The organism is Mucilaginibacter flavidus (assembly GCF_024055575.1).
In the GTDB taxonomy this organism is placed as follows: Bacteria; Bacteroidota; Bacteroidia; order Sphingobacteriales; family Sphingobacteriaceae; genus Mucilaginibacter; species Mucilaginibacter flavidus.
In genome coordinates, this window is record NZ_JAMXOE010000039.1 from 1 (window position 1) to 17,679 (window position 17,679).

Annotated in this window: 14 protein-coding genes and 1 tRNA gene; 5 read left to right on the forward strand and 10 right to left on the reverse strand. The window is 43.1% G+C overall.

Translation table 11 applies throughout. The features are described from left to right. The first annotated feature begins 105 nt into the window (after positions 1-105). Positions 106-411, forward strand: a complete 306-nt coding sequence (locus tag NAF19_RS29040) for a S41 family peptidase (protein ID WP_252793888.1) — start codon at positions 106-108, stop codon at positions 409-411. Positions 412-585: 174 nt separating this feature from the next. Here NAF19_RS29040 and NAF19_RS29045 read toward each other — a convergent pair whose 3' ends face one another. From NAF19_RS29045 to metG, 4 genes are all read right to left on the reverse strand, one after another. Next, positions 586-1,473 carry a hypothetical protein gene (locus NAF19_RS29045; RefSeq protein ID WP_252793889.1) on the reverse strand — a complete coding sequence of 296 codons (888 nt, stop codon included), beginning with the start codon at positions 1,471-1,473 and terminating at the stop codon, positions 586-588. Continuing rightward, complete coding sequence (locus NAF19_RS29050) at positions 1,388-1,930, reverse strand: phage integrase SAM-like domain-containing protein (protein WP_252793890.1); 543 nt, start codon at positions 1,928-1,930, stop codon at positions 1,388-1,390. The genes NAF19_RS29045 and NAF19_RS29050 overlap by 86 nt, the downstream gene beginning before the upstream one ends. A 250-nt stretch (positions 1,931-2,180) precedes the next feature. Next, positions 2,181-2,252, reverse strand: a tRNA-Arg gene (locus NAF19_RS29055). 122 nt (positions 2,253-2,374) lie between these two features. Continuing rightward, positions 2,375-4,444, reverse strand: coding sequence for a methionine--tRNA ligase (metG, locus tag NAF19_RS29060; protein ID WP_252793891.1), 2,070 nt, complete (start codon positions 4,442-4,444; stop codon positions 2,375-2,377). A gap of 122 nt (positions 4,445-4,566) precedes the next feature. Between metG and NAF19_RS29065 the strand changes: the two genes are divergently transcribed. After that, entirely contained in the window at positions 4,567-5,514 is a 948-nt protein-coding gene (locus NAF19_RS29065) for a S66 peptidase family protein (protein WP_252793916.1), read from the forward strand. Between the two features lie 92 nt (positions 5,515-5,606). Then, entirely contained in the window at positions 5,607-6,011 is a 405-nt protein-coding gene (locus tag NAF19_RS29070) for a DoxX family protein (protein ID WP_252793892.1), read from the forward strand. Between the two features lie 65 nt (positions 6,012-6,076). On the opposite strand, the gene NAF19_RS29075 is transcribed toward NAF19_RS29070, so the two are convergent. From NAF19_RS29075 to NAF19_RS29100, 6 genes are all read right to left on the reverse strand, one after another. Next, on the reverse strand, positions 6,077-7,105 hold the full coding sequence (locus tag NAF19_RS29075; RefSeq protein ID WP_252793893.1) for a carboxypeptidase-like regulatory domain-containing protein: 1,029 nt from the start codon (positions 7,103-7,105) through the stop codon (positions 6,077-6,079). A 260-nt stretch (positions 7,106-7,365) separates the two neighbouring features. Beyond that, a complete protein-coding gene (locus NAF19_RS29080) occupies positions 7,366-8,334 on the reverse strand; it encodes a peptidase associated/transthyretin-like domain-containing protein (RefSeq protein ID WP_252793894.1) in 969 nt (322 codons plus the stop codon). A gap of 120 nt (positions 8,335-8,454) precedes the next feature. Further along, the gene (locus NAF19_RS29085) at positions 8,455-9,435 is read right to left on the reverse strand and encodes a carboxypeptidase-like regulatory domain-containing protein (protein ID WP_252793895.1); all 981 of its coding nucleotides are present in this window, start codon (positions 9,433-9,435) and stop codon (positions 8,455-8,457) included. Positions 9,436-9,597: 162 nt separating this feature from the next. Beyond that, entirely contained in the window at positions 9,598-10,503 is a 906-nt protein-coding gene (locus NAF19_RS29090; protein WP_252793896.1) for a BT_3044 domain-containing protein, read from the reverse strand. A gap of 99 nt (positions 10,504-10,602) precedes the next feature. Then, complete coding sequence (locus tag NAF19_RS29095; protein WP_252793897.1) at positions 10,603-12,072, reverse strand: SusD/RagB family nutrient-binding outer membrane lipoprotein; 1,470 nt, start codon at positions 12,070-12,072, stop codon at positions 10,603-10,605. A gap of 41 nt (positions 12,073-12,113) precedes the next feature. After that, a complete protein-coding gene (locus tag NAF19_RS29100; RefSeq protein ID WP_252793898.1) occupies positions 12,114-15,353 on the reverse strand; it encodes a SusC/RagA family TonB-linked outer membrane protein in 3,240 nt (1,079 codons plus the stop codon). Between the two features lie 184 nt (positions 15,354-15,537). Here NAF19_RS29100 and NAF19_RS29105 point away from each other — a divergent pair, with 184 nt between their 5' ends. Continuing rightward, positions 15,538-15,870: a PadR family transcriptional regulator gene (locus NAF19_RS29105; protein ID WP_252793899.1), complete on the forward strand. Its 333-nt coding sequence runs from the start codon at positions 15,538-15,540 to the stop codon at positions 15,868-15,870. Between the two features lie 22 nt (positions 15,871-15,892). Then, entirely contained in the window at positions 15,893-17,536 is a 1,644-nt protein-coding gene (locus tag NAF19_RS29110) for a PspC domain-containing protein (protein ID WP_252793900.1), read from the forward strand. Positions 17,537-17,679 lie beyond the last annotated feature (143 nt).

A 17,679-nucleotide genomic window follows, 5' to 3' on the forward strand; every position in this document is an offset into this window, starting at 1 on the left:
ACAAAAACATCCGCTCTCAGGAGCCTATCTGTACAACAACTTTACTCTCTTTCAAACCCTAACTCAGAGGGGTCACTTTAGATTGGCGAAGAGGGGTCAATATCATTGGTATATCCACTGATCGGTAAGCAGACTTTTTCGTCAGCATTGATGAACGCGATTGATTTTAAGCGGAACACCAATGCTACGTTATTAGGGGAGGCGACGAGTGGTACGGTGAACCATTATGGGGAGGTAAGGGGTTTCAGGTTGCCGCACACGAAGATCGTGATCGGCTATTCTACCCGGTATTGGGAAAACTGGAAGGGGCATAACGGCCCGCTGATGCCGGATGTCGCGATTACTTATTCGGTCAAAAACTTCGGGCAAGGGGTTGATGAGGCTTTGGTTTATGCGGAGAAAGCACGTTAGGTTTTGGTGTATATTTTAAATTATGGTAGCCATTTCAGACGGCAGGAGTCTTTGCGATTAAATGTTATCGGTCTTAATCTTTTTCCAAATGGACGCTAAAAAGCTTTTTACTAAGTTGATGACGGCTCCATGCGGCCGGGTTGTACAGAAATTTTTAAAGGTGCCTTTATCTTATCAAGGCAACTTAGTGCGTTTTGCCGGATCGAATTTGAAGGTGCTTTTTTTCTTTTTATGGTTACCCATTCTGCCCCAGGTGTATTCGATGAACGGTTCACGGTCATGACGAAAATGGCAATATAAACTTGGGTAGCCATGATAACCGTCCGTTTCAGGATCATAGGTCACCATCTCATCGAATGCGATCTTCATGAAAGAATGAAAATGTTCATGACGGTAATCAGGGTTGTTTTTTCTCGGGTCGTTATCGCCATCCAGCAAGTCCCATCGAAGATCTTTATCAAAAAGTATTTCGCGTCCATAGCCGATAAATTCCAATCCATATTCGTAAAAATCCCACAGTTCCAAACGGAACCAGGCAGGATGGTCAGTATCGAGTTCAGGATATTTGCGGTCTTCAACGGAGCGTACCATTAACCGGCCGTAGATAAATTTATAATGAGGCTCATAGTATATCACATCGAACAAGTCATGCAAATCTTTTTTGACCAGTTCCTTTTCTATCTTCTTTTTTATCGCCTGACTTCTTTTAAAAGTTGCCGCAGCGTCGTTTTGCTTTAATTTTGGCGGATTATTTTCCCTGGAAACCAATAGGGCCAGTTCATGCAACCGACCCGATGGCATAAGCGTCACTTGTTTAAGAAGATCCTGGAAATCCAAAACCTGGCCGGCGGGATCAAATGGAAAACCGTTGCTCTCTATCTTCGGGTAGCGCGTTTGCTTGCGACCGAGTATCAAAACGAATAGCTGGTCGTAGTTTTGGTGCAGGCCGTTAGCTACAAATGTTTCAACGGTTTGTTTAACCTTTTGAATGTTTTGTTCTGAGGAACGTATCGTAATTTTTAATGAATGGCTGATCAACTTTCCGAATGCTGATATCCTCAAGTCCGTATTTAACTTCCAAAAACTCCGTCATGTGTTTTAGCGAACTTTTGAAAGTCCTGAGTGTGTTATCTGAAAAGCCATTACCAATCAGGCTTTCCATTTCAGTGTTATGCTCCCTAAAGATTTCCAGCAACTTTCTTGATTGGGCATTAATACCTAAATAGGCATCCTTTATATTCCTGGCGGTTATCTCGTCGCCGGTCGCAATCATGCCGGTATGAACATCTTTTATTTTAGATTGAATGGTGTCCAGGTGATGATTTAGTTGCCTCGCCAGCTCCATAGTGCCTTTCGCACGCCTTTTTTCGAGATCCCAAAATGCAGGATCAATATCCCTACCGACAGCAATCTCAGATCGCTGACAGTCAATGGTAATTCTTAAATAAACAGGAACAGGGCCTGATTTATAACGTTTTGGTTCTTTTAGGTAGAAGAACAAATTGAAATTAGTACTCATAATATTACTTTTTAACGGTTACAAAACTATGTTTGCAACCCTCTCAAATAAAGATGTTTCACTATAGAACATCTTTATTTACAGTAACTTATGACGATTCTGGTGAGTACATTTGAATTTTTGAAAAGTACTCCCTTTTTACTCACCTTTTATATAGGAAAAAGTGGCTTTTTAGGGTATTTTTCAAAAAAACAAAAGCCTGCAATCATTTGATTTGCAGGCTTTTAGCTATTTTCACTACTTTTATCTGTGGTCCCGACGAGAATCGAACTCATATCTAGAGTTTAGGAAACTCCTATTCTATCCGTTGAACTACGGGACCTGTTTTTATTTCGGAATTCGGATGGTCGATTTCGGATCTACCTTTTCGCTTCCTGAATTTGTGCAAAGGTGCAAATTATAGATGATTTGTCAAAACCCTTTGTTCCTCATTCACACACTCACTCATCGTATCACCGACCCATTATGCATTTCCCCGCCCGGCACAACAAAACTCAGCTTGCCATCCGCGCTCTCAGCCATTAATATCATCCCTTGCGACAGGATCCCTTTGATCTCCCTGGGTTCCAGGTTTACCAGCACGCTTACCTTTTGGCCTATTATGGCTTCCGGTTCAAAATATTCGGCAATGCCGGATACAATGGTGCGGGTATCAAGCCCTGTATCGATGCTTAACTTCAGCAGTTTTTTTGTTTTGGCTACCTTTTCTGCGGTTACAATAGTCCCTGTGCGGATATCCATTGTAGCGAACGATTCATAGTTAATATTTTCCTTTGCAGGTACAATTGCCGGTTGTGTTGGTGCTGTCGCAGCTTTTTTATCTGCAAGTTTTTGCAACTGTTTTTCTATCACTTCGTCCTCTACCTTTTCAAAAAGTATAACCGGCTTATTTAGCTGATGGCCGCTTGCAAAAGCCATTTCAGCGTCCATTGCTATTGCACTAAATGGAATGTTTAGCATGTCCACCATCTTCCTTACCGTAGCGGGTAAAAACGGCTGTAAACAGGCCGCCAAATGTCCCATTAGTACCAAACCATTGTGCAAAGCCTCCTTAGCCTGCGCCGGATCTGTTTTTATCTTCTTCCATGGTTCCTGCTCGGTTAAATAACCGTTACCCAAACGAGCCATATTCATTACACTTTGCAATGCTGCCCTGAACCTGTATGCTTCAAGATTTACCTGTATTTCGTCGTACAGCCTTCCGATCTCCGTATTGACACTTTTGTCCGTTAGTACTATTTTACCGGTTTCATGTTCTACTTTTCCATCGTAGTATTTGTGCATCAATACCATTATACGGTTAACATAGTTGCCTAAAATATCTGCCAACTCATTATTAACCCGGGCCTGGTAATCTTTCCAGGTAAATTCGCTGTCGCTGGTTTCGGGCAGTATCGAGGTTAGCACATAACGCAACTCGTCCTGTTTGCCGGGGAACTCTTCCAAATACTCATGCAGCCAAACCGCATGGTTGCGCGAAGTAGAAAGCTTATCACCCTCTAAATTTAAAAACTCGTTAGCCGGCACATTTTGCGGTAAAATATATTCGCCATGCGCATGCAGTATCGATGGGAAAATAATACAGTGGAATACAATGTTATCCTTGCCTATAAAATGTAGCAGGCAAGCTTCGTCAGCCTCATTCTCCTGTTTTTTCCAGTATAATTTCCAGTCTTTGCCGTTATCTATAGCCCATTGTTTGGTTGCAGATATGTAGCCAATTGGCGCATCCATCCAAACATAAAGCTTTTTGCCTTTTGCTTCTTCCAGCGGTACATCAATACCCCAGTCGAGGTCGCGGGTCATGGAGCGGGGCTGCAAGCCCGATTTGAGCCACGATTTACATTGCCCAAACACATTAACTTTCCATTCGCCCTCCTTGGTGTCAATCCATTGCTCCAACCATGGCTGATACTTATCGAGCGGTAAAAACCAGTGCTTGGTAAGTTTTAATATTGGCGGCTTACCGCTTAGGGTTGATATGGGGTTTATAAGATCTGTAGGATTTAGCGATGTGCCGCAATTTTCGCATTGGTCGCCGTATGCATTGGGGTTGCTGCAATTGGGGCAGGTGCCTATGATGTAGCGGTCGGCTAAAAATTGCTGGTAGTCCTCGTCAAAATACTGTTCTGAAAATTTCTCTATAAACTCATCCTTCTCATATAAATTCAGGAAAAACTCCTGCGAAAGATCGTGATGTATGGGTGATGAGGTGCGGTGATAAATATCAAACGATATCCCAAACTCCTCGAAGCTGGTTTTTATCTGGTGATGATATTTATCAATGATGGCCTGCGGGGTAGTGTCTTCCTTTTTGGCCTTTATGGTAATGGCAGCGCCATGCTCGTCGGAGCCACATATGTACACCACATCCTTTTTTTGAAGGCGCAGGTAGCGCACAAAGATATCGGCAGGCAAATATGCACCCGCCAGGTGGCCAATATGCAGCGGCCCATTGGCATAAGGCAGCGCCGAAGTAACTGTAAACCGTTTAAATTTATTCAATTGTGACATTATGGGGCAAAGATACCGTTTTAGTCTGGAAAGTCGGAAAAGTCCGAAGACAAAAAGGGGTTAGAAGCACCGAAGCCAGAAAGTTTTTAGATTTTACGTACCTTGCCGGCAGCGATTTTATGATGGATACAACTGTAACTTCTTCCGGACTTTCGGACTTTCGGACTCCCGGACTCCCGCCATACTTAAAGGCCGGCGATAAAATTGCCATCACCTGCCCGGCAAAAAAACTGCCTAACCCGATGACCGATGCTATCAATCTGCTGCAATCATGGGGATTGGAAGTGGTACTTGGTGATACTGTCAACGCTTCCTGGCACCAGTTTGCTGGCGATGATGCATTCAGGGCAAAGGATTTTCAGCGTTTTATTGATGACGATAGCATAAAGGCCATCATTGCAGCCCGCGGCGGTTATGGAACGGTTAGGATGATTGATATGGTTGATTTTAGCCTCTTTGCCATACACCCCAAATGGGTGGTCGGGTTTAGCGATATCACGTTGCTGCACGCCCATTTGTTTGCCAATTTTAATGCGGCCAGCATCCACGGACAAATGCCCATGACCATTCCCGATGCTTCCAAACGTTCATTAGATACGTTACGAAAGGCGCTATTCGGCGAAGCAATAAGCTACCAACTTCAACCACATGCTTTAAACCGGAACGGCGAGGGCGAGGGATTGCTGATAGGCGGGAATTTATCGCTGCTGCTTTCGTTATCCGGCTCCGTTTCAGACATTGATTATACGGGCAAAATATTATTTATCGAAGACGTAAGCGAATATCTGTACAGCATCGACCGTATGCTGCGCGCCCTTAAACGGGCGGGCAAGCTGGCGAAGCTAAACGGCCTCATTGTAGGCGGCTTTACCGATGTGAAGGATAACGACATCCCCTTTGGGCAAACGGTGCCCGAAATTGTAATGGAAGTGGTAAAAGACTACGATTACCCGGTATGCTTCGATTTTCCGGCAGGGCATGTGCCTGATAACTGCAGCCTGGTGTTAGGCAAAAAAATGGCACTTTCGGTTACCGGGGCAGGCGTTAATATTTCTTATCCTAAGACGTAAAATTGGTTGTAAATATTTGCGTTTTTATATGTTTGCAAAAAAAGCCACTAATACCTTTCGAAACTAATCTCCAATCAACTAATCACTAACCAATGGCACTATTCAGCAAATTAGCAAAATACAAAGATTTCGGCCTGCTTGTTATCAGGCTTGGCCTTGGCCTTATGTTTATCTGGCACGGGTACCCGAAACTTATGGGTGGACCCAAAATGTGGAAAGAGCTTGGCGGCGCTATGGGCTATGTCGGCATCCACTTCCTGCCCATTGTTTGGGGGCTTGCAGCAGCATTAACTGAAACCATTGGTGGCGTACTGCTAATTTTAGGCCTCGCCTTCAGGCCAGTTTGCCTGGTGCTTGTTATTAACCTTTGTGTAGCTATCGCTATGCACCTGCACAGTGGTGGACTGGACGACGCAGCACACGCCATTGAGGACGCTGTTACGTTTACCGGGTTGTTTTTTATAGGACCGGGGAAGTATAGTGTTGATAAACGATAATTGAACTATTTTTCAATAAAGAAGCCGGACTTTTGCCCGGCTTCTCTATTATATTTCAGAGCTGTTTATTTATTATTCAAGCTGTTACCTAAATCCTTTACATACTCCTCGTCAACATCCCGCGAGCCTTGCGCAGTAATAAAGGCATCGGCATCGCTACCCATCAGGTTTTTAAGCACGCTTTTTTTGAGGGATATTTTATGCGGTTTATTTTCGGCTGTGTTTACAAAGAAATAACGGTCTATATCCTGGTATTCATCATACCTGTGCCCCATTTCAAGCACACCATCAGTGTGATAGTCGGCTTTGCTCAGTTTGGTATCAACTCTTTTATAGATGATGTATTTGGAGGTCTTGAGCAGAACTTCAACAAAAGGCTTGTTGTTTATTTCGGGGGCATTTTCGTAAAGGTGGGCGTGTCCTTTTTTATCATATAGTGTGAAACTCTTTAGCTGGCTTGTTGACACTTTCGCCATTGATTTACCATCGTTGGTAAACAATATGTCGCCGCCAATTTTATCATAGTTATACATGTTGGCTTTTTCAACAACAAGTCCATCTTCTTTATTAATCCCACAACCAGGCACCCAATCTTCAAACAAATAGCGGCTTCCCCTGGTTGGCTCACCTACAAACCCAGCCTTTACTAAGGTAACGTCACTCCCGCCGGCGCCTCCTTCCCTTCCGGATTGCGCTCTTGCAGCTACCGTTCCTGTGCCCGAAACTAATTGATCCCTGGCCCGCAGAAACTCCGAGTTGCTGCCCTGACCGCCCGACTTAAGCGATGCAACATTACCATCATCACCCCCTTCGCTCAACACGATATTTACATCGGTTTTATTATCAAGTTTAAGCTGTACATCTTTATAATTACTGGCGCCCACCGAAAGTGTTGATGAGGGGTCGACTTTAATTTTAAACGCCCCTGTCGAATCGGCAAACGTTGCGTAATTATGTTGTGCATCCCTTACAAATGCATAAGGAATCGGCTGGCCCTTTTGATTATTTACCGTACCCTTTACCGTAACCGTTTGGCCGAGGGCAACTGTGCCCAAAACCAACAATAAACTTGTTGCTGTGATAATCGCTTTCATTTTTTTAATTTCTCTAAAAGATTAAATGATTTCCTGTCAGGGGCCTATAAGTTACCAAAAAAATACAATCAGTACAACAACCGGCTGGAGCTCAATCGAAAAAACGGCAAACCACGTAATTTTTTTGTCACCCTTTGCACAACAGTGCTCAATCGCCACAAAATTGTTACAAAAAAAGGCGATCTGTAAAAGACCGCCTTTTTACCGCCAGACTACTTCCCTGGCTTACCTAAAGGTTATTGGGCTTTTTCACCCTAAAATTATTTGGCCAAACTATTGCCCAATTCTCTAACATAATCGTCATCAACATCTTTCGAGCCTTGTGATGCAATAAATGCATCGGCATCGCCCCCAAAAAGCTTCTTTAATGTACTTTTCTTAAGCGAAATAGATTGCGCTTTACCGTCGGCCCCTACAAAATAATAACGGTCATTATCCACATACTCGTCATATCTATGACCCATTTCAAGCACGCCGTCTGTATGAAAATCGGCCCTGCTAAGTTTCGAGTCACTCTTTTTGTATATTTTATATTTAGGAGTGCTCAACAATACCTCAACAAACAGCTTGTCCTTTATAACCGGTGAGCTTTCGTAAACGTGCGCCTGTCCTCTCTTATCAAACAAACTAAAGCTCTTGATCTGGCTGTTTGAAACAGCGGCCATTGATTTACCGTCGTTTGTGTATAAGATGTTCCCGCTTATTTTGTCGTAGTTGTACATATTGCTTTTTTCAACAACAAACGAGTCCCCTTTGTTTATACCGAATCCGGGTATCCAATCAGGGAACAAATAGCGGCTGCCCCTGGTAGCCTCCTGCGTAAAGCCGGACTTAACCTGCTGTTGGCTTGCATCACCCCCAAACATCAATTGGCCGCGATGTAAAAACTCGTCATTTATCTCTGCTTTTACCGATTTTAATGAAACAACGCCACCTTGCGGGGCATCGGCTGGCAAAACCACCGCAACATTTGTTTTATTCTCGATTTTTACCTGTGTCTCCTTATAGTTGCAGGCAGACACCTGCAGCGCCGAAGCCGGATCCGCTTTTAGCATAAATGTACCGGTTGAATCAGCAAAGGTTGCATAATTATGCTGTGCATCGCGTACAAAAGCATATGGAACGGGCTGGCCTTTTTGATTGTTCACCGTGCCCCTAACTTCAATTGTTTGTGCAAACGCCGCGGCGCTGGTAATTATAAGCAATAAGCTTGTAGTAATAGTCTTCATATTTTATATTGAAAAGATTTAAGGCCTAAAGATAAAAATATTCTTTACAGAAAGCACGTGCGGTTTCCATCATTTAGATAAACCGGGTTGTTTTAAGGTAAAAAAAATGTTACAACGAAATTATTGGGCCAGGCTGTAGCCAAGTTCGCGTACGTAGTCGTCGTCTACATCCCGGTCGCCCTGGGCGGCTATAAATTTGTCGGCATCCCCGCCAAGCAGTTCTTTCAGCGTTTTTTTCTTTAAAGAAATTCCCTTTGGCTTATCGCCCGCTTTAACGAAATAATAATGTTCATAGTCAACATATTCATCGTACCTGTTACCTGAAGTAATAATCCCATCGCTTTTAAAATCGGCCTTTACAAGCTTATTATCTGTTTGCTTGTATATTTTGTATTTGGAGTTATTTAACAGCACCTCGATGTAAGGCTTTTTACTTATTGCCGAGGCGTTTTCAAAAATAAGAGGAAGTAATTTGCCGTTAAAAAGGCAAAAGTATTTTATCCCCGGCTTATTAATCCGCATCACCGTCTTCATATCTTTAGTAAACAACAGGGAGCCGCTGGCCTTGTCGTAATTATATAAATTATTAATATCAAACCAAAGCGAATCTTTAATACCTATGGCAAAACCGTGTACCCAATGCAGCAGCAAAAACTGGCTGCCTCTTGTGGGTTCGTGCGCAAACCCGGCGGCAACGGCTGTGCTTGAGCCGGTTTGCGTCATCAGGGTTTGATAATAAGGCACACCACCGCCGCCACCAGTCTCCGGACCAGCCAAACCTGCGGAATTACCTGCCGCATTTGCCGAGGACGATGTTCCTGCTGGCATAACTATATTCACAACGGTTTTATTCTCTATTTTAACCTGCGTATCTGCAAATCCGTTGGCAATTGCAACTAACACCGATGAAGGATCGGCTTTAAGCAGAAACGAGCCTGCCGAATCGGCATAGGTTGCATAATAATGTTGCACATCGCGCACAAAAGCAAGGGGGATCACCTGCCCTTGCGCATCTTTAACAGTTCCACTTACAGATATTGTTTGGCTCAGCGCATTCGAAAAAATGCCCGCTATAAAGAGCCCAAAAATCAATATTTTCATCTTATTTAATGATTAATATTTGTTCGCATTCCTTATCTATCTGCAATATACCTTGTTTTTATAAAAAACATACAAATAAAAGACATAGCTAACGGAATCATTACCCAGTAAAAAAGCCGTTCATTAAAAATGAACGGCTTGCTTTATTGAATAAACGCCCGGTTATTGTTTAAGCGTTAAAGTCTCTTCAGTGGTACGTAACTTGCCTCTGTATTGATAATGTAATGTGAACGTTTTAGTAGCAGGATCGTAGAAGTTATCACCTACCTGGGTAAATGGCCCAGGCAAGTTGCTTAAGCTAGTTCCAACAAAAGTCACAGTCACCGAATTATCAGCATTAACCTTTAACGTTATAGGGTCGCCGTCACCCAAATCAGCAACTGTTGATGAAACAGTAGCAGCATCAACGGTACCTAACGTTTTATCCTGGTTAATTACCCTTTGATCAATTTGACTCAAGTCGGCGGCATAACGTGTAAATAAGCCGGCAGCATGGTATACCCCATCATAAATGTTTTTAACACCTAAAGTAACCAGTATTGTATCTAATGCAACACCATTAGCGGCATGCATTTTCGAATACCCGTTAAAATTTGTTATTGCCAGCAACACTGCATATTTTTTTGATGGGTCAAATTTAGAACCATCAATATCCAATGAATAGTTTTTAGCAAAAACACCGGGAGCAAGGTTAAATGTTACACCGGAGGCTGAACTTACAATTGAAGGATCAGCGGTTTGTGTTGCTAACGTTGTTGGTATCGGGGTGTAGTCGGTACTGTTAGCTGCATTGTATGCAGCCAGGTCAAGTGACGTCAACACAATAGATGCCGATTTTTGCAAGTCGGCGTTGCTTGCTGCATCTCTCCTTAAAGAGAACACAGTAACCGTTTTAATATCAGTAAACGGTAAAAAGTGCAGGTCATTTTCCTGGGCTTCGGTAATATACACGTATGATTTACCCGATTGCTTAGTTTCTGTCCCGCTAAATGGGTCTTTACGGCACGCGCTAAACAGCGTCATCACCGAACAGCCAATGAGCGTATATTGTAAAAATTTATTTTTCATCTTTATAATTTTTTAGTGTTAGTGAACTATCATAAGCGGTAACTATATTTTCTATTCCGCTTATGATAGTTCGAATTAATGTTAAAAACTAATCTAAACTCACGGAGTCTGACCAATTACATCCCACCATACGGCGTTGTCCTGCGAGTCGGTACCTGCGGTAGGCACTTCCCTTGCAATGGCAGCTTTTACGCTGGCGCTGTTTGTGGTTTGTTCAGAGGTTGCATAAATATACCTTCTAACAATCTTCTTTGAAGAGTTTGATGCGCCAGGACCAGGTATAAGAACAGGGTAGCCTGATTTACGCCAGATATCCCAGCCCATGTGGCCGTCAGGATATGCGCTTACCCATCGCTGTACCGCTATATTTTTATCGTTTGCAGCGCCTGGAGTTGCCGTAACAACAACATTGGAGTTGGCGAAATATGTAGCGTTAGGTGCATCAACGCCCCATTGCGCAAACGACAGGTTAACAGCATTTTGGTAAGTGGCAACCAAGTCGCCTGTTGTCCAGCCTATATTAATAGCCTCAGCAGTTGCAAGTGCAACTTCAGAAGCGGTTATAACTTCAACCCTTGAAGCCTGGGTACGCTTATCAGCACGTAACACCATCGCCCAATCAGCGTTGGCAGCAATATAGTTATTTGCGGTTGTACGGTCAACACCATAAGGAACACCATCATCTGAACCTACTGTACCGCCTGTTATTTGATTTGGGTCACTGAATGAACCGCCATAAACCGTCTTCCTGGTGTCGTTTGTCGCTTTCAGGTAGTCGGTCATGGTTTTACTTTCGGCCCAATCCTGCCTGCCGTTAAACAAGTTGTACCATTCCGATTTAAAGCTACCACCCGGGTATGCTACGCCAAAGTTTTGTGCATTTGTTGTAATAGGGCCCGCAGCTAAAGCAGCTTTAAATGCAGTTGCATAAAAATCACTTGCTCCAGGTACTTTTTTAGATGCCTGTAAAGAAACCAGCATCACGAGTGAGTTACCGGCCCTTTTCCATGATGCAGCATCGCCGCCATAAAAAAGGTCGCCCGGTACCGAACCACCATCCATTGAGGCAACGGCACCCTGAACCTTGGTAACAATACCTTTGTAAATGTCCTCCTGCTTGTCATAAACCGGGGTGATAGCCTTTAAACCCTGTAAGGCCTGGCTATATGGGATATCGCCAAAGTTATCAGTTAATACCCAAAAAATGTACTGCTGCAATATGGTAGCAGCGGCAACTGAGTTTTTGCTTTGATTAAGACCAATTACATTCTGACAATCTTCCAGGTCGCCATTGTAGTTTCCTGTGAACGAAGTAACAGGCGCCGCATAAAGCGAGGTGCCCGGGTACTGGGTTTCAGAAAAATACTGGGCGTATGCACCGCCGGCCAATGCGCCTGTTGAGGAGTAAACCGGCAGGTTATTTTCTACGTTTGCCAGCAACGCGCTCACAACAGGGTTCCGAACCGCAGTCGGGTCGTTGTTGGTCGTGCCGAAGTCGCTTGGTTTTTTACAGCTTGCGGCCCCCAGCAGTGTAAGGGTCGTTAGCGTGTATATATAAATCTTTTTCATCGTTTTTAAATATTAAAATTAAATTTTCGTTTAGCTACCGATCAGAAACCAACTCTTAAGTTAAATCCGAAACCTCTTGTTCCAGGTAATTGCCCTGATTCCCCTGATACTGCACTAATCTGTGATGGATCGAAATCTTTTGTTTTAGCATATATTAACCATAGGTCATGTGCCTGTATCTGGAATGTTGCATTCTTGATAACATTACCAATTCCTAATTTTTTAACAGGGATTTTGTATGAGATACCGGCCTCACGCAATTTGATGAAGGTTAAGTCATAAACAAACTCATCTTCAGTACCGTTGTTAAAGTTATTGTGGTAATAATCATAGGCACTAACATACATACTAACCGGTTTGCCGTTTGCGTCAACACCTGTTTGGTGAATACCACCGCCGTCAGCAACGTTATCACGAACAGGGTTACCTTTGTCGTTTAATGCTGCGGTACGGTAAGTTGTACCAGAGAATGAACCGAAGGCATCAGTTAATGAAGCGAATTTACCGCCAAACTGGTAATCTATGTTAAAGTTAAAGGCGAAATCTTTAAACAGGTTGAATGTGTTTTGTATACCACCTGTATGTTTTGGAAGCGCGCTGCCGTAATAAACAGCAGGGTTTCTCTGGTAAAAACCAGAACCATCAAGGATTGGTACACCTGCAGCATTGCGGAGGATACCTGCGCCAAAAATCTGGCCCCATGCAGCACCGGCTTTCTGAACCAGGTAAGGCACCTGTGAGAACGTGTTGTATCTAACAATAACTTGCTGTACGTTGTACTTGTTACTGATTTCAACAACTTTATCCTGTAATAAGTTCTCGTAGGCTAATGAAACCTGCCAAGAGAAATTAGGGATTTTTACCGGGTAAATGTTAACGTTTATGTCGAAACCTTTACGTTCAACATCACCGAAGTTAGTCAAAATAGAGTTTACACCACTGGCGCCGTTCACACCAATTGAGAAAGGAATGTCCTTTTCAGAAGCTGTAAAGTAGGTACCTGAAACGCTAATCCTGTCGTTCAGGAAACGCAAGTCTATACCTAACTCCTTATTGGTTACTGTTGAACCATGAATCTTAGGGTCAACGCTTTGGTCAGGAGTAGTCATTATCAACTGACCGTTAAATTTCTGAGGATTTACGCCGTATGATGCACCAGGGTAACGGTAAGCACCAAAATCTTCGTTACCATAACCTAACGCTTTAGGTATTTGACCATAGCTGGCCCTTAATTTACCATAGCTTAGCCATTTATCCTGGCTTTTCAGCAAGTCGCTGAAAACGAACGATAAACCTGCTCCCTTTGACAATACGTCGTTTTTAGCCTGCGGGAAAGTTGAGAACCAGTCGTTACGTATCGAACCGTCTAAATAAATCAGTTCTTTCCAGTTTAGTGATAAGTGACCTAAAACAGCATTGTAAGCTTCTGTTGTCCTTCCGTTAAAAATGCCGGGAGCACTAACGCTGTTCCCAATTGTATAAAGGTCAGGGATGGTTAAACCGTCAACAGTATTTTCAGCGTTTACTTTTGCAGTTGAGTTAAAACGGTCAGTACCGAAGTTAGCGTCAATTGTGAAATCTTTTACCTTTTTGTGGTAGGTTGCTAAAAACTCTAAGTTTTCGCGGTTTGAGTAAGAGTTACTTGTAGCATATTGTGCTTTTACACCTGTTTGTGTTGCACCGATTTCAAGCGCGGTAGGCACAATGGTTTCGCCCCATGTAGTATTTTGTTGTTTACGGTAAGTAACCCTAAAGTTTAAGTCGTTATTAACTTTGTACGTGAAGGCTATATTTCCGTATAAACGGTCGCGGTTTGAGTGAATCTGCTCCAAATCTTCGAAGGTATAGTAGTTATACCAGTAGTTTGCGCCATAAAACGAAGTCGGGTTAGCCGGGTTCCATGCATTAGGATCGTTGTGGTTCCAGGTTGCATACTGGTTAGGGCCGTATTGTAAGCCTCTAAGTTCTTTCAATATACCCATGTCAATATCGCGGTGGAACCATTGAGTAAAGCCACCTGTTCCAAGGTTAGCATAACCATCGTCGACTACACCGTGCAGTTTTTGGTTGGTATAGTTAATGTTAGCTGATAACGAGAAGTGCTTGCTTAAATCATAGTTATAATTTAAGTTCAGCGTATTTCTCTTCAAGTCCTGGTCAGGAATAATACCTTTTTGGTAAACGTTACCATAGCTTAATTTAAAGCTGTAATCGTCGCCTGCTTTGTTAAAAGTTAAACTGTTGTCAAGCAGTGGCGCAGTTTGGTAGAATTCAGAAGTATTATTCGGCTGTGGTGTCCACGAGGCAGTTTTACCTGTGTATTTTGTACCGGCATACCATGCATACCATGGAATGTACTCCTGACCAACCATTTTAGGGCCCCAGCTACTATCATCAGAATAATCAGGGTAGTATTTACCGCTTAATGATTTCCAATGATCAGGATCGCCTGCCTTCCAGTTGTACTGGGTAAATACCGGGTTGTTACCACCGCCATAAGTATTTTGGTAGTTAGGCTCAATGTAAGCCTTGTCCCAGGTTGCACCAATACGCAGGTCAACGTTTAAGCCGCCATTCTTTTTAGCCTTAGCAGTAGTGATTACGATTGCACCGTTAGCACCCTGCGAACCTAATAGGGCTGCTGCTGCTGCACCTTGCAAAACTGTAACGCTTTCAACGTCATCAAGGTTTAAGTCATCAATGTTAGGCAGGATAGTACCGTCAACCACATAAAGTGCGCCAACGCCAGTACCAAAACCTGATGCACCACGCAACCTTACCTCGGTGTTACGGCCCAAAGCTGCTGCCGACTGGCTGCGCACCTGGATACCAGCAACTTTACCGGCAAGAGCGTTGTTAATGTTTGGCTCACGAACAGTGTTCAGTTCGGTAGCGGTAACCACCTGTGCAGAGTTTGAGTTTGAACGGGCTGTTTGCTTAATGCCGTAACCACCGGTTACCACAACTTCTTTCAACTCTTTTGCATTTGTTTCAAGGGTCGCATTTACAAGGTCAGTTGCACCAATTGCGATCACAACCCTGTTGTAACCTACAAATGTGAATGCTAATGATTTTGCCGATGCCGGCACCTTGATGGTAAACTTACCATAGTCGTTGGTTACTGTACCAACTTGAGTTCCGGGTACTGTAACGCTTACTCCTGGAAGCGGAAAACCGTCATCCTTTGAAGTAACCGTACCAGTAATTGTTCGATTTTGTGCAAATGCCTGCGTAGCGCAAAACATTATGAAACACAAACTTACTAGTAAAAGTTTTTTCATTTCGTTAATAATAAGATCAGTTAATAGTTAATTAATCATAAAAGTAGTGTTACATTATCAAATTGTCAAGCTAAATCTTAAAAAACATCGCTTTTTTTTAAAATAAACTATGATTCGCCTATAATTGAAATATTTTTAGTACTATGTATTGCATAATACAATTTAAAACATATATCTTTGTTGTATGATTGTTGAAAACACACAAACCCAAATGCGGAAAGGGATACTGGAGTATTGCATTCTTTCCATAATTGCAAAGGGCGAAACATATGCTTCGGATATCATCGCCGAGCTTAAAAAAGCCCAACTGCTTGTAGTTGAGGGTACTTTGTATCCCTTGCTCACCCGTTTAAAAAACAATGGGCTCCTTACCTATAATTGGGTGGAGAGCACATCGGGGCCGCCGCGTAAGTACTATATCTTATCAGAAGAGGGTAAAACGGTGCTGGCGCAACTGGATAAGACCTGGGAAGAGTTATTATTTGCTGTTCAGACAGCTATTGGGGACAGAAAATAAAAAACCGCAAATTATTATCATCATGAACAAAACTATCATCATAAATATAAACGGCATCGTATTTCACATTGAAGAGGATGCCTACGAGATACTAAAAAACTATATGACGGAGGTAAAACGTCATTTCTCAAACTCGGCCGACAGCCTTGAAATAACTACCGATATTGAAAACCGCATTGCCGAAATGTTTAGCGAATTGCTTGAAAAAGAAAACAAGCAGGTTATTGTGGAGCAGGACGTTAACCAGGTTATTGAACAAATGGGCTCGGTGGCTGATTTTGAAAGCGCCGAAAGTGATGAGGCCCACGCTCCTATATACAATTACAGCACCGAAGGCCGCAGGTTATTCCGCGACCCTGATGATCATTTGGTAGCCGGTGTTTGCGCGGGCATTGCCAATTACTTTAATATAAACCCTGTTTGGATGAGGCTTGCTTTTGCATTGTTTATCCCGGTAGGCGGCAGCGGTTTGCTATTATATATCATACTATGGATAGTAATACCAAAAGCCGTAAGCCGTGCCGACAGGATGGCCATGAAGGGCGAAAAACAAAACCTGCAGGGTTTTAAAAAGAACTTTGAAGAGGAAATGAGCTCGATGCGCCAAAACCTCAACAACTTTGGCGATGAAGCCAGGCCATTTGTTTACAAAGCCCGCGATTTTGCCGGCGACTTTTTCCATCACTTAGGTATCTTTTTTAACGGGGCAGGTAAAGTGCTTATAAAAATGCTAGGGGTATGCCTGCTGCTGGCGGCATTTGGCGCTGCTATCTTCCTGGTTGTTGTGTATGTTGGCACCATTGGGTTTGGGGCCGAGTTTGGCGACCATTTGTTGCCCTTCCGCATGGCTAACAGCGAGCTTGTTGACAAAATTTTAACAACCGGTTTCCTGGTTGCCTTTATCCCGGTGATTACCATTATACTGGTAACCATTAAAGGTATATTTAATGTGGGTAGTATCGGCAAATCAACAGGTACGGTGTTATTGGTGCTTTGGCTATGCTCATTGGGCATGCTTATATTCTTTGCAACTAAAGTGGCATCGGGTTTCAGGGAGCAGGCAAGCTTCACCGAAACAGTTAACCTAAAGCCAACAAAAAACAACACCTATTATCTGAAGTTGAATGATATCAAATATTTTTCGCACGAGGATAGTGTACGGCTTGATATAAAGAACCATTTCAAAAACATGGTGGTTACTGATGAGGATTACAATGGCTTTCATAACGAGCCGCGCAGCGTAACGCTGTATGTTGAACGAAGCGACGTTAGTACACCTGTGCTTGAAGAATCGTTCAGGGCCAGTGGAGGCAACTATGAGGCTGCTTTATATAACGCCCGCAATACCACCTACGTTTTTGCACAACAGGATACAGTATTAAAATTTGACTATACCCTGCGTAAAAGGCCAAATCGCGTGTGGCACGCCGAAGAAGTCGTGCTTACCTTAAAACTGCCGGTAAACGCAAAAGTTATTATCGACCAAAAGCTTGATAACTATGTACAAGGCGTTAACTTATATGATTGTCATGATTTAAACCATACTGATAACAAAGTAACCTACACCATATTTAATATGACCAATAACGGGCTGCAATGCAAGGTTGACACTATTGTTCCTGTCAAAAGGGATACTGTTAGGACTGATAGCGCGGTGAAACAGTAATTTACCGGTACATAACAATCAGAAAAATTATGATAGCGATGGGTTTAAAACCCCATCGCTATTTTTTTAACCGTAACCGCCGCCCAATAGACTGAAATTTCGCCGATGAAAAAGGGCGGTTTACCGATGAAAACCACCTTTTG

Bases quoted from the DNA above. Each gene is read 5' to 3' on its own strand.
- NAF19_RS29090 (WP_252793896.1), bottom strand. From the start codon at position 10,503: ATGAAAAATAAATTTTTACAATATACGCTCATTGGCTGTTCGGTGATG.
- NAF19_RS29085 (WP_252793895.1), bottom strand. From the start codon at position 9,435: ATGAAAATATTGATTTTTGGGCTCTTTATAGCGGGCATTTTTTCGAAT.
- metG (WP_252793891.1), bottom strand. From the start codon at position 4,444: ATGTCACAATTGAATAAATTTAAACGGTTTACAGTTACTTCGGCGCTG.
- NAF19_RS29105 (WP_252793899.1), top strand. From the start codon at position 15,538: ATGATTGTTGAAAACACACAAACCCAAATGCGGAAAGGGATACTGGAG.
- NAF19_RS29050 (WP_252793890.1), bottom strand. From the start codon at position 1,930: ATGAGTACTAATTTCAATTTGTTCTTCTACCTAAAAGAACCAAAACGT.
- NAF19_RS29110 (WP_252793900.1), top strand. From the start codon at position 15,893: ATGAACAAAACTATCATCATAAATATAAACGGCATCGTATTTCACATT.
- NAF19_RS29070 (WP_252793892.1), top strand. From the start codon at position 5,607: ATGGCACTATTCAGCAAATTAGCAAAATACAAAGATTTCGGCCTGCTT.
- NAF19_RS29065 (WP_252793916.1), top strand. From the start codon at position 4,567: ATGGATACAACTGTAACTTCTTCCGGACTTTCGGACTTTCGGACTCCC.
- NAF19_RS29080 (WP_252793894.1), bottom strand. From the start codon at position 8,334: ATGAAGACTATTACTACAAGCTTATTGCTTATAATTACCAGCGCCGCG.
- NAF19_RS29075 (WP_252793893.1), bottom strand. From the start codon at position 7,105: ATGAAAGCGATTATCACAGCAACAAGTTTATTGTTGGTTTTGGGCACA.
- NAF19_RS29095 (WP_252793897.1), bottom strand. From the start codon at position 12,072: ATGAAAAAGATTTATATATACACGCTAACGACCCTTACACTGCTGGGG.
- NAF19_RS29100 (WP_252793898.1), bottom strand. From the start codon at position 15,353: ATGAAAAAACTTTTACTAGTAAGTTTGTGTTTCATAATGTTTTGCGCT.